21 protein-coding genes are annotated in these 20,074 nt (G+C 70.5%); 9 read left to right on the top strand and 12 right to left on the bottom strand.

All coding sequences use genetic code 11. The features are described 5' to 3' along the window. Positions 1-70: 70 nt before the first annotated feature. A complete protein-coding gene (trmY, locus tag ACFOM9_RS04365) occupies positions 71-664 on the top strand; it encodes a tRNA (pseudouridine(54)-N(1))-methyltransferase TrmY (RefSeq protein WP_386706517.1) in 594 nt (197 codons plus the stop codon). Between the two features lie 267 nt (positions 665-931). Further along, the gene (locus ACFOM9_RS04360; RefSeq protein ID WP_386706515.1) at positions 932-1,654 is read left to right on the top strand and encodes an rRNA pseudouridine synthase; all 723 of its coding nucleotides are present in this window, start codon (positions 932-934) and stop codon (positions 1,652-1,654) included. Between the two features lie 95 nt (positions 1,655-1,749). Here the strand turns inward: ACFOM9_RS04360 and ACFOM9_RS04355 are convergent, their stop codons facing one another. Beyond that, positions 1,750-2,220 carry a YehS family protein gene (locus ACFOM9_RS04355; RefSeq protein WP_386706513.1) on the bottom strand — a complete coding sequence of 157 codons (471 nt, stop codon included), beginning with the start codon at positions 2,218-2,220 and terminating at the stop codon, positions 1,750-1,752. A 192-nt stretch (positions 2,221-2,412) separates the two neighbouring features. Between ACFOM9_RS04355 and ACFOM9_RS04350 the strand changes: the two genes are divergently transcribed. Beyond that, complete coding sequence (locus tag ACFOM9_RS04350; RefSeq protein WP_386706511.1) at positions 2,413-2,691, top strand: hypothetical protein; 279 nt, start codon at positions 2,413-2,415, stop codon at positions 2,689-2,691. Positions 2,692-2,693: 2 nt separating this feature from the next. Next, a complete protein-coding gene (locus tag ACFOM9_RS04345; RefSeq protein ID WP_386706509.1) occupies positions 2,694-3,632 on the top strand; it encodes a PLP-dependent cysteine synthase family protein in 939 nt (312 codons plus the stop codon). A gap of 66 nt (positions 3,633-3,698) precedes the next feature. On the opposite strand, the gene ACFOM9_RS04340 is transcribed toward ACFOM9_RS04345, so the two are convergent. From ACFOM9_RS04340 to ACFOM9_RS04310, 7 genes are all read right to left on the bottom strand, one after another. Further along, on the bottom strand, positions 3,699-4,991 hold the full coding sequence (locus ACFOM9_RS04340) for an MFS transporter (RefSeq protein ID WP_386707328.1): 1,293 nt from the start codon (positions 4,989-4,991) through the stop codon (positions 3,699-3,701). Positions 4,992-5,103: 112 nt separating this feature from the next. Continuing rightward, complete coding sequence (locus ACFOM9_RS04335; protein WP_386706507.1) at positions 5,104-5,604, bottom strand: DUF4126 domain-containing protein; 501 nt, start codon at positions 5,602-5,604, stop codon at positions 5,104-5,106. Positions 5,605-5,652: 48 nt separating this feature from the next. Beyond that, positions 5,653-6,213, bottom strand: coding sequence for a type 1 glutamine amidotransferase domain-containing protein (locus tag ACFOM9_RS04330; RefSeq protein ID WP_386706505.1), 561 nt, complete (start codon positions 6,211-6,213; stop codon positions 5,653-5,655). Between the two features lie 268 nt (positions 6,214-6,481). Then, on the bottom strand, positions 6,482-7,126 hold the full coding sequence (pdeM, locus tag ACFOM9_RS04325; protein ID WP_386706503.1) for a ligase-associated DNA damage response endonuclease PdeM: 645 nt from the start codon (positions 7,124-7,126) through the stop codon (positions 6,482-6,484). After that, a complete protein-coding gene (locus ACFOM9_RS04320; protein ID WP_386706501.1) occupies positions 7,110-9,593 on the bottom strand; it encodes a ligase-associated DNA damage response DEXH box helicase in 2,484 nt (827 codons plus the stop codon). Before ACFOM9_RS04320 ends, pdeM begins: the two co-directional genes overlap by 17 nt. Further along, on the bottom strand, positions 9,590-11,212 hold the full coding sequence (locus ACFOM9_RS04315) for an ATP-dependent DNA ligase (RefSeq protein ID WP_386706499.1): 1,623 nt from the start codon (positions 11,210-11,212) through the stop codon (positions 9,590-9,592). The genes ACFOM9_RS04320 and ACFOM9_RS04315 overlap by 4 nt, the downstream gene beginning before the upstream one ends. Then, on the bottom strand, positions 11,212-12,189 hold the full coding sequence (locus ACFOM9_RS04310; RefSeq protein ID WP_386706497.1) for a ligase-associated DNA damage response exonuclease: 978 nt from the start codon (positions 12,187-12,189) through the stop codon (positions 11,212-11,214). Before ACFOM9_RS04310 ends, ACFOM9_RS04315 begins: the two co-directional genes overlap by 1 nt. A 251-nt stretch (positions 12,190-12,440) precedes the next feature. Here ACFOM9_RS04310 and ACFOM9_RS04305 point away from each other — a divergent pair, with 251 nt between their 5' ends. The 4 genes from ACFOM9_RS04305 to ACFOM9_RS04290 all read left to right on the top strand — a co-directional run bounded on the left by ACFOM9_RS04305 (position 12,441) and on the right by ACFOM9_RS04290 (position 14,923). Next, positions 12,441-13,604 carry a PAS domain-containing sensor histidine kinase gene (locus ACFOM9_RS04305; protein WP_386706495.1) on the top strand — a complete coding sequence of 388 codons (1,164 nt, stop codon included), beginning with the start codon at positions 12,441-12,443 and terminating at the stop codon, positions 13,602-13,604. A gap of 115 nt (positions 13,605-13,719) precedes the next feature. Continuing rightward, on the top strand, positions 13,720-13,908 hold the full coding sequence (locus ACFOM9_RS04300) for a hypothetical protein (RefSeq protein WP_386706493.1): 189 nt from the start codon (positions 13,720-13,722) through the stop codon (positions 13,906-13,908). Positions 13,909-13,951: 43 nt separating this feature from the next. Continuing rightward, positions 13,952-14,512 (top strand): DUF6630 family protein, encoded by a 561-nt coding sequence (locus ACFOM9_RS04295; RefSeq protein ID WP_386706491.1) that lies wholly within the window; start codon positions 13,952-13,954, stop codon positions 14,510-14,512. A 117-nt stretch (positions 14,513-14,629) separates the two neighbouring features. Beyond that, entirely contained in the window at positions 14,630-14,923 is a 294-nt protein-coding gene (locus tag ACFOM9_RS04290; RefSeq protein ID WP_386706489.1) for a hypothetical protein, read from the top strand. 12 nt (positions 14,924-14,935) lie between these two features. Here ACFOM9_RS04290 and ACFOM9_RS04285 read toward each other — a convergent pair whose 3' ends face one another. The 4 genes from ACFOM9_RS04285 to ACFOM9_RS04270 form a co-directional block, all read right to left on the bottom strand. Next, positions 14,936-15,403, bottom strand: a complete 468-nt coding sequence (locus ACFOM9_RS04285) for a hypothetical protein (protein ID WP_386706487.1) — start codon at positions 15,401-15,403, stop codon at positions 14,936-14,938. A gap of 33 nt (positions 15,404-15,436) precedes the next feature. Further along, the gene (locus ACFOM9_RS04280) at positions 15,437-16,099 is read right to left on the bottom strand and encodes an alanine racemase (RefSeq protein ID WP_386706485.1); all 663 of its coding nucleotides are present in this window, start codon (positions 16,097-16,099) and stop codon (positions 15,437-15,439) included. Between the two features lie 344 nt (positions 16,100-16,443). After that, positions 16,444-17,751, bottom strand: a complete 1,308-nt coding sequence (locus tag ACFOM9_RS04275; protein WP_386706483.1) for an acetamidase/formamidase family protein — start codon at positions 17,749-17,751, stop codon at positions 16,444-16,446. Between the two features lie 408 nt (positions 17,752-18,159). Further along, positions 18,160-18,963, bottom strand: a complete 804-nt coding sequence (locus tag ACFOM9_RS04270) for a hypothetical protein (protein WP_386706481.1) — start codon at positions 18,961-18,963, stop codon at positions 18,160-18,162. A gap of 275 nt (positions 18,964-19,238) precedes the next feature. Between ACFOM9_RS04270 and ACFOM9_RS04265 the strand changes: the two genes are divergently transcribed. Beyond that, complete coding sequence (locus ACFOM9_RS04265; protein ID WP_386706479.1) at positions 19,239-19,949, top strand: DUF3667 domain-containing protein; 711 nt, start codon at positions 19,239-19,241, stop codon at positions 19,947-19,949. Positions 19,950-20,074: the final 125 nt, after the last annotated feature.

The raw sequence follows: 20,074 nt of genomic DNA, 5'->3' as shown, positions 1-20,074 counted from the left end.
GCGTCGCAACGCCCATTTCGGGGACAATTGCCCCGCGCTCCCCCACATCGCACCCACGGCCAGGACACCCATGCGAACCTTCGTACTGAGAGCGCGGGCTGCGCCCACCGACAGCCGGAAGCTGCTCGATTCCATCGGCACGGAAGCCCATGTCGAGATCCTGGCGCATGCGCTGATGAACGCGGTGTTCGTGGCGCAGTCGCATCGCTCCGACGTCACGATGTACCTGGTGCTGGAGAGCACCGCGGATTTCTCGCGCACGATCCGCTTCGACGCCAACTCGATGCACGACATCGGCGGCTTCGACGAACGCGCCCTGCTGGGCAAGGTTGCCAAGGCGCTCGACGCCTCGCGGGGGATGGGCAAGGACGAAACGCGGCCGGTGGAGCCCGGAGTCACGGTGCGCACGTCGAGCTTCGAGCGGCTGGTGCAGGAACTCGCCGCCGACCACCCGCTGTTCGTGATGGACAAGAAGGGCACGCCGATGCGCGAGCAGGCGTTCGAGGGCAATCCCTGCTTCCTGCTGACGGACCACATCCCGATGCCGAAGAAGACCTTCCACAGCCTGGAGCGCCTGGGCGCACGGAAGATTTCGCTCGGATCGAAGATGCTGTTCGCGTCGCAGTGCGTGGTGCTGATCCACTACGAGCTTGATCAGCGGTGATGTAGGGGCGGCCACGGACTGTGCCGTCAGGCGGTTCGCTCGCACGCTGGTGCCGCGACTGACGTGCTGCCGAAGGCTTGCCTTTCCGGCCCTCCCCCGCCTTCGCGGAGGAAGCAGGGATCCGCTGCCGTCGCTGGCGCGCCGTCGCTACGTCGCACGTTCGCCACGAACGCCCAACCGCTGCGCCGCCTGTCCCGCTGAGACGCTCGCCGCACCGATGATTTTTGGCCTTCGGTACACTGCGGGCCCTGATTCCCGGCGTGGCCCATGTCCGATCCGGTTCGACTTGCGAAACGCGTCGCCGATCTCGCCCGGTGCTCACGCATCGAGGCCGAGCAGTACGTCAAGGGTGGCTGGGTGGCGGTCGACGGGCGCGTGGTGGAGGACCCGGCGCATCCGGTGTCGGTTGAAGTCGTCGCGCTCGATCCCGCCGCGCAGCTGGAGGCCGTCGAACCGGCTACGGTGCTGCTGCACAAGCCCGTGGGTTTCGATGCGATCAGCGGCCGCAGGGCCGCGGCGGGTTTGGTGCAACCCGACTCGCGCTGGCCCGACGATCCCTCCGGCGTGCGCCTGCTGGAGCGCCACTTCCATCGCCTGACGCCGCTGGTGCCACTCGATGTCGAGGCCAGCGGCCTGATGGTGTTCACCCAGGACGGGCGCGTCTGGCGCCGGCTGACCGAAGACCGCGACGAGATCGAGCAGGAGTTCGTGGTCGAGGTCAGCGGCGAGATCGCGCCGTACGGCCTGCGCAAGCTCAACCACGGCCTGCATTACGCAGGCCGCGCCCTGCCACCGTGCAAGGTCAGCTGGCAGAACGAGATCCGCCTGCGCTTCGCGCTCAAGGGCGTCCAGGGCGGGCAACTGCGCGACATGTGCGCGCAGGTCGGGCTGGAGGTGGTGGCGATCCGGCGCATCCGCATCGGCAAGGTGCCGCTGGCCAAGATGCCGGTCGGGATGTGGCGCTACCTGCCGGTCGGCGAGCGCTTCTGAACAACGGCAAGGACTGCGGGACGCGTTGAAAGAAGCGAAGCGGTCGCATCGGATCGCGTAGCCGCTTCGGTATCGCCTTCGGCCACCTTCTTGCCTCAGGCTCCGCGCACGCGCAGCGTCAAGCCCCTCAGGAAATTGCGCAGCAGCTGGTCGCCGCAGGGGCGAAAGTTCTTGTGCCCGGGCTGGCGGAACAGCGCCGACAGCTCCGGCCTGGACACCGGGAATCCCGCGGCCGCGAACACCTCGTGCATGTCCACGTCCTTGAGCTCGAACGCGACCCGCAGCTTCTTCAGCACCACGTTGTTGCTGATGCGCTTCTCCACCGGCCGCGACGGAAGGCGTTCGTCCCGGCCGCGGCGGTGGACGATGAGTCCGTCGAGGAAATGCGCGAGCACGGCGTCGCTGCAGGCCTGGTACTCCGGATCCTCTTCCTTGAGCAGGAACGCGCGCACCTCGTCCTTGCCGAGCACAAACGCCGGATCGGCGAGGCCTGCGATCTCGACGACCTTGTTGTCGCTCAGGTCGAGCATGTAGCGGATGCTGCGCAGGACGTCGTTGTTGATCATCGTTCAGGGAGTCGCTCGGAAGTGATCCCAGTCTACCGGTGCTGGTGGAACGGGCCCGGCGCGGCCGACGATGCACTGGCCGGAGCGGGGCCTGCACCACGCGGTCCAGCGGCCGTGTCGGTGACGGGAACCGACCTGCGCAGGCGCGTAGACGGCCGGGAGGCGCGGGCGCACGGCGGCTTCGAGCCAGGCTTGACCTGGCTCAAGCGCACCGGCTTTCCCGCTGGAGCGTCGGCCGGGGATGGCGTATCTATGGACCTGCGCAATCCGCAGGAGCCCGCAATGAACGCAACCTCGATCCGCCCGCAGCCGGCGCAAGCCAACCCGATGTGGCCGAAAGGCCTGCTGGAAATCCCTGAACGCGACACCGGCGCCGTTGGCGACGATGCGTTGATCGACATGGAAGGCGATCAGAGCTTTCCGGCCAGCGACGCCCCGGGCTGGACGCTCGGTACCGCCAGGGTGAGCTGACGATGCGCTATTCCGGCATTTCGCGTTCGATCCTCGACGCCATCGGCGACACCCCGCTGCTGGAGATCGACGGCGTGTTCGCCAAGCTCGAGTTCATGAATCCCTCCGGTTCGATCAAGGCGCGCATTGCCTGGTACATGGTCGAGAAGGCCGAGCAGCAGGGCCTGCTGAAGACCGGCGGCACGATCGTGGAGGCGACCAGTGGCAACACCGGCAACGCGCTGTCCATGGTGGCGGCGGTGAAGGGCTACCGGATGCTCGTGGTCATGCCCGAAGGACTGTCGAACGAGCGCGTGGCGATTTCGCGCGCGTATGGCGCGGAGGTCAGGTTCGTCGGGCATTTCCACGTCAACGGCGCGCTCGACGAGGCGCGTCGCCTGGGCGAGCAGCCCGGATATTTCGCGCCGCGCCAGTTCGAGTCCGAGTTCAACGTCGAGGAGAACCGGGAGATCCTGGGGCCGGAAATCCTGGCGCAGCTGCAGGGCCGCGTGCCGGACGCGCTGGTGATGGGCGTGGGCACGGGCGGCACGCTGATCGGCGTCGGCCAGGCGTTCCGGGCGGTCAATCCCGGCGTGCGGCTGTTCGCGATGGAACCGTCGGAGTCGCAGACGATCCTGTGCGGCGAGATCAGCACGCACCACATCGAGGGCATCTCGGACGGCTTCGTTCCGGGCATCTTCGCCCGGCATTCGGAACTGGTGGACGCGACGCTGTCGGTGTCCAGCGAGGAAGCCATTGCCGAGATGCGACGACTGGCGCGCGGGCACGGCCTGCTCTGCGGCCCAAGCTCGGGCGCGCACCTGGTGGCGGCGCGGCGCGTGCGCGAGCAGCACCCGGACTTCGCCACCGTGGTCACCCTGTTCTGCGACGAGGGCGAGAAGTACCTGCAGGACCACTTCAGCCGCCCCGGCGAGGACGTCGTCGGAAGCGCCTTCAACTGACAGTCCGCGCGTGCGGTCTTGGTGTCATCCCGCCACCTCGAGTCAAGACCCGGGCGCCGCGCCCCGTCAGGTGACACGCTCGCCCGCCGCGACCCGCACATCGGTCTCGTCCGCCGGCGCGGCCTGCAGTTCCAGGCGCAGCCGCCCGGCATCGCGCGACACGCGCAGGCCGCGGTGGCGCACCAGGTACGCGACCGCCACCGCGGTGGCGGCAATGCCCGACAGCGCCCCGACGCCCAGCGCCCAGCGCGCGCCGAAACGATCCACCACCCACCCCACCAGCGGCGCGCCGAGCGGCGTGCCGCCCATGACCACCGCGATGCGCAGCGCCAGCACCCGGCCGCGCATCGCGCGCTCGGTGGTGAGCTGCATCATCGAGTTGCTGGCGGTCATGAAGGTGAGCGCCGCCAGGCCGACGAAGAACAGCACGATCGCGAACGGCACCGGCCCGGGCATCACCGCCGCCACGGCCACGCTGACGCCGAAGCCCGCCGCCGAGACCGCCATCAGCACCATGCCCGGCACCGGGCGACGGGCCGACAGCAGCGCGCCGCTCATGGTCCCCGCGGCCATCGCCGAGGTCAGCAAGCCGTACTGGCTCGCGTCGCCGTGGAAGACCGTGACCGACATGGTCGAGATGAAGATCGCGAAGTTGAAGCCGAACGTCCCGAGCAGGAGCAGCATCACCAGCACCGCGACCAGGTCGGGCCGCTGCCACACGTAGCGGAACCCGGCCAGCAGGCTGCCGCGGGTGCGTTCGGGCAACGCCTCGGTATGCAGCTCGCGCACCCGCAGGAACCACAGCGAGCCCAGCACCGCCGCATACGACCCCGCGTTGATCACGAACAGCCAGCCCTCGCCGACCGCCGCGATCAGCAGGCCCGCCACCGCGGGCCCGATCATCCGCGCCGCGTTGAACGAGGCCGAGTTCAGCGCCACCGCGTTCGCCAGGTCGTCATCGCTCACCAGGTCCGACACGAACGCCTGTCGCGCCGGCGCGTCGAACGCGGTCACGCAGCCCAGCAACAACGCAAAGCCGTACACGTGCCAGAGCTGGACCGCGCCGGACAACGTCAACAAGCCCAGGCCCAGCGCCAGCAGCCCCGCGGCGGCCTGGCTGTAGAGCAGCAGCTTGCGCCGATCCATGTGGTCCGCGGCGAAGCCGGTCAGCGGCAACAGCACCAGCGGCGGCCCGAACTGCAGCGCCATTACCGTGCCGACCGCGGTGGCGCTGTGATCGGTCAGCACGGTCAGCACCAGCCAATCCTGGCCGATGCGCTGCATCCACGTGCCCACGTTGGACACCAGCGCGCCCGCGGCCCAGAGCCGGTAGTTGTAGCTCCTGAGCGAGTGGAACATGCTGCTCAACGCGTGCCTGTCGCCTCCGTGGCGCATCGCCGCCGCAGCGGCCGCAATCGGCATGCTAACCGCGCGTCACGGCATCGCACGCAAAAGCCTGTTGCAATCACCGTCAAGCGCGGCGCAAGCGAGCGCGGCCCACCGATGTGCCGGCCGCGTTTGCCACTCCCGCGATGACCATCGCCGCGCCGGCCGCGGCGATCGCGTCCTCGACCACGCCGGTGGGCGTCTGGCCGTAGCGACGCAGCGCGTACATCCGCATCCGGAAGGTGACGTGGGACGACACGATCGCCGCCGCCGCGCCCAGCAGTGCCGCGGTCCGGCGCTGCCGCACCGGCGCCAGCGCGGCGCCCGCGATCGCGCCGGTCGCGCAGCGGGCCAGCAGCCCGGGAAGCACGACGCGGTCCGGCGCGCTCTTCATCTTGTCGCCGGCCATTTCCGCCAGCGCCAGCGCGCCGGTCGCGGCCGATGCGACACCGCTGGCCAGCCAGCGTGGCGCGCCGTTGCCGCGCGGCAGCAGGCCGTCCCGCGCGGCGTTCGCAACGGCGGCCAGCGGCGTCACCGCGCGCATTCCGCCAACCGCGCCCATGAGAATCGAGTGGATCAGTGCCATATGCAGTCTCCGATAACAAACAGCGGCGCCAGGGCCGCGTGTCCCGCGTCAGGTGCGCGACGCATGGCGGCCTTCGGCGAACTCCTCGACGATCTTCCTGCAGAACGCCGGCAGGTCATCGGGCTTGCGGCTGGAGACGATCCCCTTGTCGGTGACCACCTCCTCGTCGACGACCTCGGCGCCGGCATTGCGCAGGTCGGTGCGCACGCTGGGCCAGCTGGTCATGCGACGGCCGCGCACGACGTCGGCCTCGATCATGATCCACGGCCCATGGCAGATGACGCCGATGGGCTTGCCGCTGCGGTAGAAATCCCGGACGAACGCCACTGCGGCCTCGTCCATGCGCAAGGCATCGGGGTTGGCCACGCCGCCGGGCAGGATCAGGGCATCGAAGTCGTCGACGTTCGCGTCGGCGACCAGGCCATCGACCTTGAGGCGGTCACCCTTCCGGTCGTGGTGCATGCCCTGGATCTCGCCGTCCTTGATCGACAGCAGCCGGGTCGTCGCCCCGGCCTGCTCGACGGCCTGTTTCGGCTCGGTCAGCTCGACCTGCTCAAACCCGTCGGTGGCAAGGATGGCGACCGTCTTGTTGCGAAGCGCGCTGCTCATGGAACCTCCTGTTGATTGGAACGCGGCATCTGCCGCAGGACCCAAGGATGCCCCCGTGCGCATGCGCGCGACGTGACCGTGCCGGCCGGGCGGATCGCGCGACCGCCAGGACAGCGGGCACACGCGCTGCGGCTCCGCTGCGATCGAGCGACCTCCGGGTCCATGCCTCGCAGTGCCCGGCCAGGACTTCGGCGTCGACTGCATTGCCGGACGACCGCACGGGAAATCCATCCTGGCCTTCAAGCGGCCGACAGCCTTCCCGCGAATCTCAGCCGGGCGCGTGCGCGAGCAGGTGGCCGTGCACGCACGCGATCCAGCCGCCGTCCCTCGCGGCCTCGGCGCCGCCCGTGAACATCGAGAACGCGGGCAGCACGGTCTGCCCGGCTTCCAGCTGGAACGCCGGCAGGCGCCCCGGCAGTCCGGGCACACGCACGACCGGATGCAGGTGCCCGCACACCACGTGCCCACCATTGGATTGGCGCCTGCGCAGGGGCGCATGACGGAACCGGAACGGCCCATCGCGCACGTCTTCCGGCAGCGACGCGAGCCCGAACGCGGCTGGCGCCAGCGCGCGATCATGGTTGCCGGCGACCACTGCGACCTCCACGTCCGGATGCGCGTCGCGCAACGCGCGCCAGGCCGCGTCGACGCCTGCGTGGCGGGCACCGTGCAGGAAATCCCCGAGGATCCAGAGCGAGCGGGCGCCCGTGTGCCGCAGCAGCGCATCCAGCCGGGCAAGGTCCTGACCGGTACCGCCGCTGGGCACCGCGATGCCCGCCGCGCGCAGGATGTTTCCCTTGCCCAGGTGCAGGTCGGCCAGCAGCAGGCGGCGGCGCGCGGGCCAGAACAGCGCGCGATCGGCGAGCGCCTGCATCGGTTCTCCCGCGAGCAGCAGGTCAAGCCGCTCGGGCATGGCGCTTCTCCAGTTGCAGCGCCGCGCGCGCCACCCGCGTGCGCCAGTCCTCGCTGCTGAGCTGGCCGCGGATCGCGTCGGCCCACAGCGGGAACGCCAGCGGCGTCAGGCTCGCGGGGCGGTGCAGGTCCATCACGCGGCTGCGGCAGCGATGCAAGGCCTCGTCCAGCGCGCGCACTTCCAGCTGCGCCTCGAACACTTCCCGCTCCGCCTGCGCGAGCAGCACGTGCCCGGGATCGTGGCGTTTGAGCACGTCGAACAGCAATCCGCTGGACGCCTGCAGCTGGCGCAGCGAACGCGCCGCGCGGCCGGGCAGCGATGGCGGCAAGAGGCCGGCCACGCGCGCGATCTCGCGGAACTGCCGGCGCGCGAGTTCGGCCAGGTTGAGGCCCGCGTGCAGGTCGTCCAGCAAGCCCTCCGGCGACAGCAGCCGCGACAGCAGCACGGCATCCGGCCACGCCTGGCGCTGCGCGGTCAGCACCAGGCCGTAGTCGTTGACAGTCCAGCCGAAGGTATTGGGCGCGTCGCGCGCCCAGCGCAGCGCCAGCAGCGCCGCCATGCCTTCGTGGACGGCGCGCCCGGCGAACGGGAACAGGAAGACATGCCAGCCCTGTCGCGTCTTCACCGCCTCGACCAGCAGCGTCTCCGGCGTGGGCAGCGCCGACAGCCGCGCCTGCAGGTCGAGCAGCGGGGAAAGCGCCTGCATCTCCGCGCTTGCCGGCGGTTCGGACAGGATCGCCTCCACCTGCGCGCCCAGTTCGCTCGACAGCGGCATGCGCCCGCCCTGCCAGCGCGGCACCCGGCCATCGGGCTTGCTGGCGAGGCGCACGTAGGCGGTCATGTCGCGCAGCTGCACCAGCTCCAGCGTGCGCCCCGCGAACTGGAAGCGTTCGCGCGGCTTGAGCCGGCCGACGAACGCCTCCTCGACGCTGCCCAGGTAGCCGCCCTTGAGGAATCGCACCTGCACGCTGCCATCGCTGGTGATGGTGCCGATCGACAGCCGGTGGCGGAACGCGATGCGCCGATCGTGCACGCGCAGCATGCCGTCGTCGTCGCGGACCACGCGGCGGAAGTCCGGATAGTGTTCCAGCGCGCTGCCACCGCGCTCGATGAAGTCGAGCACCGCCCGCCAGGCCGCCAGCGACAGCTCTGCGAAAGCGTGCGTGCCGCGCACTTCGGTCAGCAGCGCATCGGGCGCGAACCCGCCGCCGAGCGCCAGCGTCACGCAGTGCTGCGCCAGCACGTCCAGCGACAGCCGCGGCGGCGGGCGCGCCTCGACCAGGCCGTGTGCCAGCGCCACGCGCGCGGCGGCGTATTCGGCCAGTTCCAGCGCATGGGTCGGCACGCAGAACACCTCGCCCGCCTCCCCCGGCCGGTGGCGCGCACGCCCGCCGCGCTGCAGCAGGCGCGCCATGCCCTTCGGGCTGCCGACCTGCAGCACCTGGTCGACGGCCGGGAAATCGACGCCCAGGTCGAGGCTCGAGGTGGCGACCACGCAGCGCACGCTGCCGTCGCGCAGCCCTGCCTCCGCCGCCGCGCGCAGCGACGCGTCGAGCGAGCCGTGGTGCAGCGCGAGCGTTGCCGGGTCGTCCAGCCACACCGACTGCAGCGCGCGGTGCCACAGCTCCGCCTGCGAGCGGGTGTTGGTGAACAGCAGGCTCGACCGCGCCCGCTGCAGCACCTCCGCCACCCGCGACAGCTGCGACAGCCCGAGGTGGCCGGCCCAGGGAAAACGCTCGCCGTGCGTCGGCAGCAAGGTGTGCAGGACCATCCGCCGGCGCCGCGGCGCCGAGACGATCGCGGCGCCCGGCGCGTGCGGCAGCAGTACGTCGCGCGCCTCGCCGAGGTTGCCCAGGGTCGCCGACAGTCCCCACACGGGGGCGGCGGGCGCGATGGCGCGCAGCCGCGCCAGGCACAGCTGCAGCAGCACGCCGCGCTTGTTGCCGAGCAGCTCGTGCCATTCGTCGACCACCACGCCGCGCACGTTGGCGAGCAGTCCGGCCGCATCGGGATACGACAGCATCAGCGCGAACGATTCGGGCGTGGTGACCAGCACGTCGCTCAGTCCCTTGCGCGCGAGCCGGCGGTCGCGCGCGCTGGCGTCGCCGGTGCGCATCGCCACGGTCCACGGCACCGCGAGTCCATCGATCGGGACCTGCATCGCGCGCACCGTATCGGTGGCCAGCGCGCGCAGCGGCGTGATCCAGAGCAGCTTCAGCCGCGAAGGGGCGCCCGCCGGCGTGCGCCGGGGCGCGGGCCGGTCGCCGAGCGCCAGGGCCTGCAGCAGCGGGCCGCCAAGGGCCGCCAGCGTCTTGCCGCTGCCGGTCGGCGTGACCAGCAGGCCCGACTCCCCCGCCCGCCAGCGCCGCCAGGCTTCGCGCTGGAACGGCGCGGGCTTCCAGCCCTGCGCGGCAAACCACGCCAGCAGCGGCGCGTCCGCCGCCACGCGAGCCGACGCCGGGCTCACCGCGCCAGCGCCCGCAGCGCGTCCACCCGGTCGGCCTCCGCGGCCGGCTTGTCGGTGCGCCAGCGCAGGATCCGCGGGAACCGCACCGCTACCCCCGACTTGTGCCGCCGCGACAGGTTGACGCCCTCGAACCCGAGCTCGAACACCTGCTCCGGCACAACCGCGCGCACCGGGCCGAAGCGTTCCAGCGTGTGTTCGCGGATCCAGCGGTCGAGCTGCAGGATCTGCCTGTCGTCCAGGCCCGAGTACGCCTTGGCCACCGGCACCAACGCGTCGCCTTCCCACAGCGCGAAGGTGTAGTCGGTGTACAGCGTGCTGCGCCGGCCGGAGCCCGATTGCGCGTACAGCAGCACCGCATCCACGGTCAGCGGATCGACCTTCCACTTCCACCAGTCGCCGCGCTTGCGCCCGTGCCGATAGGGCGATTCGCGGCGCTTGAGCATCAGGCCTTCGACGCCGCGTGCGCGCGCCTCGTCGCGCACGGCCGCCGCGGCCGCCCAGTCGTCCGCTTCCACCCGCGACGACAATCGCAGTTGCGGCTGGTCCGCGGCCTCGATCAATTCCGCCAGCAGCCGCCTGCGCTGCGCCAGTGGCTGCTCCCGCAGGTCCTCGCCGTCGAGCTCCAGCAGGTCGTAGGCGAGCACGCGCGCCGGCGCGGCGGCGAGGGTCTTGGGGCCGGGTTTCAGGCGCTGGATCCGCGTCTGCAACGACGAGAACGGCAGCGGCGCAGGGTCGCCTTCCTGCCAGGCCAGCAGTTCGCCATCGATCACCGCATCGCGCGGCAGGCGCGCGGCCGCGGATTCGATCTCGGGAAAGCGTCCATCCATGCGCTCCTCGCCGCGCGACCACAGGGCGATGTCGCCAGCGCGCCGGATCAGCTGCAGGCGGATGCCGTCCCACTTCCACTCCAGCAGCCAGTCGTCGATCGCGCCGAGCGCGTCCGGAGCGGATTCCAGCGGCGAGGCGAGGAAGAAGGGATACGGCAACGCCGCGTCGCCCGGCCTGTCCTCGTTTGCCAGCAGGTCCTGGAGGAAGCCGGCAGTCGGCGTCCACCGCCCCAGCATGCGCTGCGCGATCCGCGCCACGTCCACGCCCGACAGGTCGGCCAGCGCCTTCTGCACCAGCCCCGACGACACGCCCACGCGCAGCGCGCCGGTCAGCAGCTTGTTGAAGACCAGCCGTTCGCGGAAGCGCAGGCTGCGCCACGCCGACACCACCACGGCGCGGCGCGTGTCGGCATCCGCGTTGGCCACCGGCACGAGGCGCCGTTCGATCCAGTCGGCCAGTCCGATGTCTTCGCCGGCATCGCCCTGTTCGGATCTTTCGGGGGGATCATCGAGCAGCAGCGCCAGCGTCTCGGCCAGGTCGCCGACGGCGTGATGGCTGGCCTCCACCAGCCAGTCGGGGTTGCCGCTCTCCTCGGCGATCCAGGTCCGCAGTTCGGTGGTCGTGGCGATGCGCGCCTTCGCCCCGCCGACCTTGCCGCCGGCCAGCAGCCACAGCGCCCACGCCGCGTCGTGCGGGGGCGCGTCGCGGAAGTAGTCGACCAGCGCCGCCCGCTTGTCGCCGGTGGCGGTGCTGCGGTCCAGGCGCTCGTAGAGCGCGGCGAAGCGGCGCATCAATCCTCCTCGCCGTAGCCGGTGTTGAACACGCCCGCATCCAGGCCCGACTCGCGCAGCACGCGGACCAGGGCCTCGGTATCGCCATGCGTGGCGATGATCCGGCGCGCGCCGGTCTCGTGCACCGTGTGCAGCAGCGAGGGCCAGTCGGCATGGTCGGAAACCACGAAACCGCGGTCGAGGTTGCGCCGGCGGCGGTTCCCACGCAGGCGCATCCAGCCCGACGCGAAGCCCTGCTGCGCGCGCCGGAACCGGCGCACCCAGGGACTGCCGGCCGCCGAGGGTGGCGCGATGACCAGCTCGCCCGCCAAGTCGGCCCCGCGCGGCTCGTCCGCGACGCGGCGGGTGTCCAGCATCGCCACGCCGGCCGCGCGATACACCTGCACGCCCGCGTCGATCGCACCGTGCACCCACGCCGGCCGGTCGGTCAGCGCCCCCAGTTCGGCGAGGATCCGCTGCGCCTTGCCCAGCGCGTAGCAGTACAGCAGCGCGGTCTCGCCGTTGGCCGCGCACTCCTCGCGCCAGGCGACGATGTCGCGGGCGACCTCGCGCGCGGCGGGCCAGCGATACACGGGCAGGCCGAAGGTCGCTTCGGTGACGAACACGTCGCAGGGCACCACCTCGAACGGCAGGCAGGTCGGATCGGGATCGCGCTTGTAGTCGCCCGAAACCACCCAGGTTTCCCCGCGCGCTTCGATGCGCACCTGGGTGGAGCCGAGCACGTGGCCTGCCGGATGGAACGACACCATCGCCTCGCCGATGGCGAAACGCTCGGCGTGCGCGTGCGCGCGGTAGTCCTGTTCGCCCAGCCGCCACCGCAGGATCGGCAGGCCGGCGTCGACCACGTGGTAGCAGCCCATGCCCATGCGCGCATGATCGCCGTGGCCGTGGGTGATCACCGCCCTGGGCACCGGTCGCCACGGATCGATGTGGAAATCGCCCGCGGCGCAGTACAGGCCGTCGGGGGTCGATACCACCAGGTCGGAAGCACTGGCCAGGACGTCACCGTGCGCGAAGCGCGCCTTCCAGGGGCGGCCACTACAACAGCGGTCGCGTCAGCGTGGCGTCACCGCGCGGGACGAGGGCGCTGAGGCTCGCACGCCGCATTGCCGATCCGCCCGCGAGCCGACCCGCGTCACGCGAACTCATCGGCTGCGCATGGAACGGCCCGCTCACCCGGGTTCGACATCGCTCCGCAGATAGTCGGCATCTTTGCGGGAGGCCACCGGTGACGCCCGTACCGATCTCGCAGGGCGCAACGCCCCCCAGGCCCGGCGACGCGGTCGACGTGCAGGCCGTGCGTGAATGCGTCTGCGCCTTCGCCGAGCAGACGATCGACCACGCCATGCTGCTTCTCGCCCCCGATCTGACGGTGCAGTGGGCCAATCCCGCGGCGGCGGAAATCCTCGCCACCCCGCAGGAGGACATCATCGGCCAGCCCGTGCATCGCTACTTCACCCCGGAGGATCGGGAGCTCGGCATTCCCGAGCATGAAGCCGCGGTGGCCGCCAGCCGCGGCGCCTCCGAGGACGACCGCTGGATGATGCGCGCGGACGGGTCCCTGTTCTGGGCAACCGGCAGGACGGTGCTGCTGAGCGATGCCGACGGCAGGAACGCGGGCGCGCTGAAGGTGTTCCGCAGCCAGACCGACGTGAAGATGCGCCTCCGCACGCTGGGCAACCGCGTGGAAGCGCTCGAGACCGCGGAGAAGGCGCGCATCGCCGCGCTCGCGACCCTGTCGCACGAGGTCAGGAATCCCCTGTCGGTGGCCTACCTCTACACCGACATGATCGAGCGCGATACCCGCGAGCCCCAGCTGCAGGCGCACCTGAACGCGATGCGCGACAGCCTCGACGCCATCTCGCGCCTGGTCGAGGATCTCGACCAGGCGAGCCGCGTGGCCACCGGCAAGCTGGCGCTGCGCATCGAACGCCTGCGGCTGGAGGAAGTGCTCGATGCCGCCTGCGAGGCGGCGCTCGAACGCGCAGGCCGCCCCGACCGCCGGATCGAGCGCCTGCTGCCACCTGGCCAGCCGATCGTCTTCGAAGGCGATCCGCAGCGCCTGCAGCAGGTGTTCGTCAACCTGCTCGGCAATGCCATCAAGTTTACCCGCGACGGGCACCGGATCTGGATCAAGGCCTCGGTCGAAACCCCGAACGTGGTCGTGCGGATCGAGGACGAAGGCGTCGGCATCGAGCCCGGGATGCTGGTTTCGATCTTCGAGATGTTCAGCCAGGCCCCCGCCAGCGACATGGAGTGCACGGGCCTGGGCATCGGCCTGGCCCTGGTGAAGAACATCGTCGAACTGCACGGCGGCAGCGTGCAGGCGCGCAGCAACGGCCTGGGCACGGGCGCCGAGTTCGTGGTCCGGCTGCCGCTGCCGGGCGCCTGAACCCGGCCGCAGGGCAGTTCTTCGCAGCACAAAACACGCATCGCCAGCAGCCGCTTGCTGACGCGCAGCGCACGCCGGTGGCGTAGTGTCCCGGTTCTCGACCCAGGAGCCGACCATGACCAGACTCGACAAGCCGATCCGCCGCGAACTCCAGGTCGGCGACGACACCTACACCCTGACGATCGACCCCGAGGGCCTGCGGCTGGTGCTCAAGGGCCATCGCAAGGGCACCGAACTGCGCTGGCAGGACCTGGTGAGCGGCGACGCCGCGCTGGCCGCCGCGCTGCAGGCGGCGACAGCCTGACCCGCGGCTTATCCTTGCCGTCCACGCCCTGCCCGGCCACGACATGCACGCGCCCGACACCGAATACGACGCCGACGACAACTTCGCCAACGCCGCCCACGACTTCGATGCCGAGGGCGCGATCGACGAGGACGCCGGCACCGAGCAACTGGTGTGGCAGCTGCTGCTGCTGGTGAATCCGGGCGACGAGGAGACCGCGCTGCAGCAGTTCGGCCAGTACCAGGATGCGACGGCGGATGCGGACGAGGACGAGTTCGAGCCGGCGTGGGTGCTCAAGGACATCATCGACTGGAAGTCGGGATTCCAGGCGCACGACGACGACGCGGCCGCGCTGGTGGAAGCCATCACCGAACTGGTCTCGCGCTGGAACCTGGAGCTCGACTGGGGCGTGGAGGATCCGACCGACGACGAGTTCCTCGCCGCCGCGGACACCACCGCGCTCATCCGCACCGCCTACGACGCGCTGCGCGCCCACGGCTACACGCTGTGGCTGTGGGAGACCGGCACCGAAACCACCGCCGGCTGGATCACCCTGAGCCGCGACGACGAGGCCATGCGGGCGATCGCGCCGGCGCTCGGCATCGAGGTCCGCACGGGCGTCTGACCGCCGCGGATTTCGCGGCGCGCGATCAGCCGCTGCGCTCGGGATTGCGATGTGGATTCACCGCGTGGTCACCGCCGCGCGTCGATGCTGCCACTCCCCACGAAGGAGACCGCGCCCATGCCCCAGGCCATCGAACCCGGCTTCATGGTGTTCCTCGGAGAAGGACGCGCTGCCGCCGGTGCGGTACGCGATATCAAGGGCTCGGCGCACCTGGTCGTCAACGTCGAGAACGGCGGCGACTTCGTCATCGCGGCCGACGCCGTGCGCGACGTCCACGACGACAAGGTGATCCTCGACTACGACCGCCTGCCGGCCGACATGCAGCAGGCGCTGCGGCACCTGCACGACGCCGAGTATCCGGCCTACCGCGCGGCGGATCCCGCGCAGGGAACGCCGCAAGAGGACGCGTAGCCGGGCGGAACGTCAGTAGCTTTTCCCGCGCGCCGACACCGGCCAGACCACCTCCACCTGGCCGTTGCGCACGCCGACGTACCAGTCGTGCAGGTTGCAGGTGGGATCGCAGTGCCCGGGAACGAGCCTGAGCTTTTCGTTGATGCGCAGCACGCCGTGGCGGTCGTCGATGACCCCGTGTTCGTCCGATGCGCTGACGTATGCGACGTCGTCGCGGCCGTGGACGACCGGCAGGCCGCTGTCGAGCGATAGCACCTTGAGGCCGGCGTCGCAGACCGCCTGGCCGGGCCGCGCGCGGCTCATCACCGAGGTGAGGACGAACAGTGCGTTCTCCCATTCGCCCTGGTCGATGCGCTGGCCGTCTTCGTCGCGGATGCGCCCGTAGTCCGCATCCATGAAGGCGTAGCTGCCGCACTGCAGTTCGTTGTAGACGCCCGAATTTGATTCGAAACGATAGGAGCCCGTGCCTGCACCGGTCACGAGCCCGGGTGCCAGCCCGGCCGCGTGCAGGTCTTAGACGATCGCCTTGACCAGATCGACGGCCAAGTCGAGTGTGGCTTTGCGGTCCTCGTAGCGTTCCAGGTGCTGCATGGCGCCCTGGTAGGCCTGGATGCCCGCGAAACCGAGGCCCGGCGCGGCGTCGATGGCCCGGGCGATCGCGACGGCCTCGCTGCCGGTGGCCACCCCGCAGCGGCCCGCGCCGCAGTCGATCTCCACGAGGCACTCCAGCGTCGAGCCCTGCCGTTGCGCCGCGTCCGAGAGTTCGGCCACGTTCGACAGCTCGTCCACGCATACGCTCACGCGCGCGCCGTGGCGCGGCAGGCGCGCGAGCCTGTCGATCTTCTGCGGATCGCGCACCTGGTTCGACACCAGGATGTCCCGAATGCCGGCACGCGCGAACACCTCGGCCTCCGATACCTTCTGGCAGCAGACGCCAACCGCGCCGCCCAGGCGTTCCTGCAGCTTCTGCACGTCGATCGACCGGTGCATCTTGCCGTGGCTGCGGTGGCGCACGCCGTGCGCTTTCGCGTAGTCGCCCATCTTCCTGACGTTGCGCTCCAGCGCGTCGAGGTCGAGGACCAGGCACGGCGTCTGGATCTGCGCGGCGTCCATGCCCGGCAGCGCGGGAATGTCATAGCCGACTTCCAGGTCGGCGAACGGCGTCGTTGCGTTCACGGAAATCTCCGCGGTCGGGGCGGCGTGTCGGTATCGTCATGGCGCCGGGGAATGATGACATCGACGCAATGGACCGGCATCCGGCCTGCGCGGAGAAATGGCCGCGCAGGCCTCTCCCATCCAAGTCACAAGGCCACTGCAAGTCGCGCTACGGAACGATTCCCGCGGCTGCGGGTTCGGCGACGTACGTATCGTCCGATGCCGGGAGCGGCTTTAGCGGCTACGCCCAATCGGTCGAAGCCCCGGGGAGGACAGGCAAGGTTTCGGCGAACACTCGCCGTGCGGCCGGGCCAGTCCAGGCACGGTCATCGCCATGGCCGCGCGTGGGCGGCCAAGGGCGGCTCTCAACCCGGATCGCCGGCAGTCCCGCGAGCGGCTGCCGCGTCCTGTCTGTCAAGCGCATCCAGTCGAACCTTCGGCACGCGCAGGACCACGCCGGCGTTGCGCCCTGCCAGGGTGGCGATGCGCAGCTCCGCCGCGGTGCCGATCACCAGCGAGCTTTCACGGTCGTCCAATCCGTATGCCTGCGCCAGCCACTGCACCATGCCGGCCGTGGCCAGGCGCACGGCCTCGTCCAGCGATCCCGCCTGCCCCAGCGTGGCCATGGCGTCGTCCGACTCGACTCGCGGCGTGGCCAGCGGCGCCGGCGGCAGCACGTCGACCACGAACTCCACGTCCAGCGATGTTTCCAGCGCCCACTGCGTGGTTTCGCCGTCGCCCTGCAGCGCGTGTCCGTCGCCGAGATAAAGCAGCGCGCCGGGCTGGAATACCGGCAGGTAGACCGTCGCGCCTTCCACGATTCCGTTGTAATCCATGTTGCCGCCGAAGCGTCCGCTGTCGCCGGCCGAGAACGGCGCGAAACCGAAATCCGGCGCCACCCCGAGGCCGCCCAGCATCGGCCGCACCGGCACGGCGTAGTCGCTCAGCGCCGCCGGCGCGTCTTCGAGCATGGCCATTCCCGCATCGCGGTCCAGGCGCCAGCGCACGCGATTGCCGAGGCCGCGCATGCGCGCGGCCATGCCGGCGCTCATCGTGCGCGCGGCGAAACCGTCCAGGCTGTCGGCGAAGTCGCGATTGAGGCGCAGGCGGCGGATGCGCACCGCCAGCACGTCACCCGGTCGTGCGCCCCAGACGAAGAATGGCCCGGTCTGCGGGTTGCCATACAGCGCGCGCGTCTTGCCATGCAGGTCCACGCCGCCGGAATCGACCGTGGACGTGGCCACCACTTCGCCGGGGCGGATCACCAGCACGGGGTCGGCGTCGGCCGTGAACACGTTCGAGAAATTTTCCGGCACGAACCGTTGCTGGCTGGCGCTTGGCGGCGGCGGCTGCAGCAGGCGGCCGCGCGCCGCGTGCCAGACGCGCGCGGCCGGGTCGTTGGGATCGGGATATTCGATGCGGCCGAGCAGTGCCCCGCCCTCCACGAGGCCTTCGAACCGGTAGCCGCCGGACCCCGGATCTCCCACGGTGAACGCCAGCCGCCGGCCCTCGCGGCTGCCGTGGATCGCCTGCCCGCCGAACGCGCCTGCCAGCGGCGTACCGGCTTCCGACATGCTCAATGTCCGGTACTCGGCATTGCCCCATCGGTCGACGGTGAGCAGCCAAGTGTCGTCGCGTGCGTGCGCGACGAGAGGCAGCAGGGGCAGGAGCAAGCAGGCAAACAGGACTTCCAGGCACCTTCGCACGGGCATCCCCATGGGTTCGACCTGTCATGGATGCGCGCGGAGGCAGATTGGTCGCATCGCTCACGTGGGTCGCGCTCGTGCAGCGCGAGCATCGTCGCGTAAGCGGGGCTTCCTTTCGACAGGATCCCGACCGGAATGGTCTGGATGCGCCGAGGGCCGACAGGCGCTCACCCGACGCCGCCAGCGCACAGGCACGGCCCACGCGGTCGCGTCGCATTGGACCCGTCGAAACCGCTCAGCCCTCCTTGCCGAAGCGCGCCCGGGACCGGCCGGTGCGCAACGGCGGGACGCAGCGTACGTGTTGGACCGTCTGCCGCTCCGGACGATGCCGTTGCGCGCGGGCGCCACGGTTCCCCGCACTCGCACCGTTCAAAGCTAGTCTTCGTCCCCGCTCTCGATTTTCCGGATGGCGCCGCTCTCGATGGCCCACAGGCCGTCAGCGGGTGGCGTGCTCACGTACATCGGCGTGTCGGCCCATAGACTCCAGTACACGTGCGCTTCAGTGGGCACCGCGTCGAGCAGGTGGGTGATCATCATGGCGCCAACCTTCGGCCCCCGATTCAGCGCGATGCAACTGCGAGTGAAGGCACGCTGCGACACGACTGCGCCTCCCCGCACTTCGATGCGGTACGTTCCTCCGATGGGCACGGCGTCATGGCGGGTGGTTCCCGGCAGCAGATAGACGATCCAGCCGCTGCCCGCCCCGGCCTCGGAGGGAAGCACCACGGCGTTGTAGTGTTTCGAGCAGGGCTGCATCGGAGCCGCCAACGCGGCGGCGCGGGCCGCGGCGGCGTCGGCTTCCAGGGCGCTCAGCGGTTCGGGCGCTTCCAGCGCGAGCAGCGGACCCGGCTTGCCGGCCGGCGACACCAGCACCCGATAGATGGCGCTCGGGGTCTGGTCGATGAAGGTGACGGCGATGCCGTCCTCCGTGGCTTCGGTCAACCAACCCCGCACGCGGCGGTCGCGTTTGAAGGCGCGCTGCGCCAAGGCGACATCGGTGGCCACTGCGGCGGCGCGATCGTGTTCGAAGATGGCGCGGCCCGTGGCCTCGGCAGCGGCAATGGCGCGTGCTTCCTGGTCGGGGGCAAGCGCTCGCGGCAGGTCATCGTTGGCGGCGGCTGCCAGGCAGACGAAAAGCAACGCAGCGCAGGCGAGCGCCTCCCGGATCGATGCGGCCATGGTCTTCCCCTGTTGTCCCCGCGCAGAGGATAGCGCCATCGTCCGCCGACCGGAGCGTCGAAGACCCGGCGAACGATCGACAGGGTTTGGATGACCGTAGTGGTCCATGCCCTGCTTCAACGTGGCGGAACCAACGCTCGGGCGAGCGTCCCGGCCTGGCGCTTGGCACGGCTCTCCGAGATTCACCGCCCTTCCCTTTTGGGAGCCAACGCCCACGCTGCGGCGTCACTGGTCTATGGCATCCTCCCCGCAGCCCACGACACGCGATGCCAGGCATGCCAGCACCCACGGAAATCCAGAAGCCCACGCTAGGGGGACTGCTGCGCGAGGCAACGCGGGAGTTCAGCGGCTTCGATCGCGGCCTGCCATACACGGTGCGCTCCCTGCTGACGGCGCCCGGCGCCACGGTGGGACGCTGCCTGGAGGGGCACGATGCGCGCATCACGCGGCCGCTGCGCCTGTTCCTGGCGACGCTGGTGTTGTACTTCGCCGCTGCCAGCGTAGGCGGGGTCGACGAGATGAACGCCCGGGGATTGGAGCAATCGCTCGCCACCTTCGGGGTTAGCGGATCCGACTTCACGACATTCTTCTCGCGTTACCAGACGGCACTGTTCGCCCTTGTCCTGCCGCTGATGATGTTCGCCACCCGCGCGTCATGGCCGCGCGCGGGCAGGACGCTGGCGGAGCACCTGATCCTCAACACCTATCTCTTCGCCGCGCAGCTGGTGATCATGACGGCGCTGATGCCGCTGCGCTTCATGGTGGAGTGGGCCGGCGTCGAAGCACAGACCGCGCTGTCGCTGCACAGCGTCGCGGGAGGCGTGCTCTCGATCGGCTATGCGGCGTGGATGATGGCCACGTTCTTCGCGGGATCACGCCTCTGGTCGGCGATCCGAGCCATCGCCATCCAGCTGGGCATGATGCTGGTTTACTGGATCGTCGTGCTGGCGGTTTTTCTCGCCCTCGCCAAGGCTGGCGTTGGCTGATCGCAGGCAGCTGTCGCCACGCCTGGCCGCGCCTGCGGGCCTGGATGGAAAGCGGCCCGGATTCCCGACGGGCTGCCTGCCCACCGCGGACGATCGGCTCGCCATGTTGCGGTCCGCGCCCGCAT

The organism is Luteimonas notoginsengisoli, assembly GCF_042648885.1.
Lineage (GTDB): Bacteria > Pseudomonadota > Gammaproteobacteria > Xanthomonadales > Xanthomonadaceae > Luteimonas > Luteimonas notoginsengisoli.
This window is presented reverse-complemented; position numbering and strand designations above follow the sequence as displayed.

Coding starts and splice junctions, on each gene's coding strand:
- trmY (WP_386706517.1), top strand. CDS start 71: ATGCGAACCTTCGTACTGAGAGCGCGGGCTGCGCCCACCGACAGCCGG.
- ACFOM9_RS04360 (WP_386706515.1), top strand. CDS start 932: ATGTCCGATCCGGTTCGACTTGCGAAACGCGTCGCCGATCTCGCCCGG.
- ACFOM9_RS04355 (WP_386706513.1), bottom strand. CDS start 2,220: ATGATCAACAACGACGTCCTGCGCAGCATCCGCTACATGCTCGACCTG.
- ACFOM9_RS04345 (WP_386706509.1), top strand. CDS start 2,694: ATGCGCTATTCCGGCATTTCGCGTTCGATCCTCGACGCCATCGGCGAC.
- ACFOM9_RS04340 (WP_386707328.1), bottom strand. CDS start 4,991: ATGTTCCACTCGCTCAGGAGCTACAACTACCGGCTCTGGGCCGCGGGC.
- ACFOM9_RS04335 (WP_386706507.1), bottom strand. CDS start 5,604: ATGGCACTGATCCACTCGATTCTCATGGGCGCGGTTGGCGGAATGCGC.
- ACFOM9_RS04330 (WP_386706505.1), bottom strand. CDS start 6,213: ATGAGCAGCGCGCTTCGCAACAAGACGGTCGCCATCCTTGCCACCGAC.
- pdeM (WP_386706503.1), bottom strand. CDS start 7,126: ATGCCCGAGCGGCTTGACCTGCTGCTCGCGGGAGAACCGATGCAGGCG.
- ACFOM9_RS04315 (WP_386706499.1), bottom strand. CDS start 11,212: ATGCGCCGCTTCGCCGCGCTCTACGAGCGCCTGGACCGCAGCACCGCC.
- ACFOM9_RS04300 (WP_386706493.1), top strand. CDS start 13,720: ATGACCAGACTCGACAAGCCGATCCGCCGCGAACTCCAGGTCGGCGAC.
- ACFOM9_RS04295 (WP_386706491.1), top strand. CDS start 13,952: ATGCACGCGCCCGACACCGAATACGACGCCGACGACAACTTCGCCAAC.
- ACFOM9_RS04290 (WP_386706489.1), top strand. CDS start 14,630: ATGCCCCAGGCCATCGAACCCGGCTTCATGGTGTTCCTCGGAGAAGGA.
- ACFOM9_RS04270 (WP_386706481.1), bottom strand. CDS start 18,963: ATGGCCGCATCGATCCGGGAGGCGCTCGCCTGCGCTGCGTTGCTTTTC.
- ACFOM9_RS04265 (WP_386706479.1), top strand. CDS start 19,239: ATGCCAGCACCCACGGAAATCCAGAAGCCCACGCTAGGGGGACTGCTG.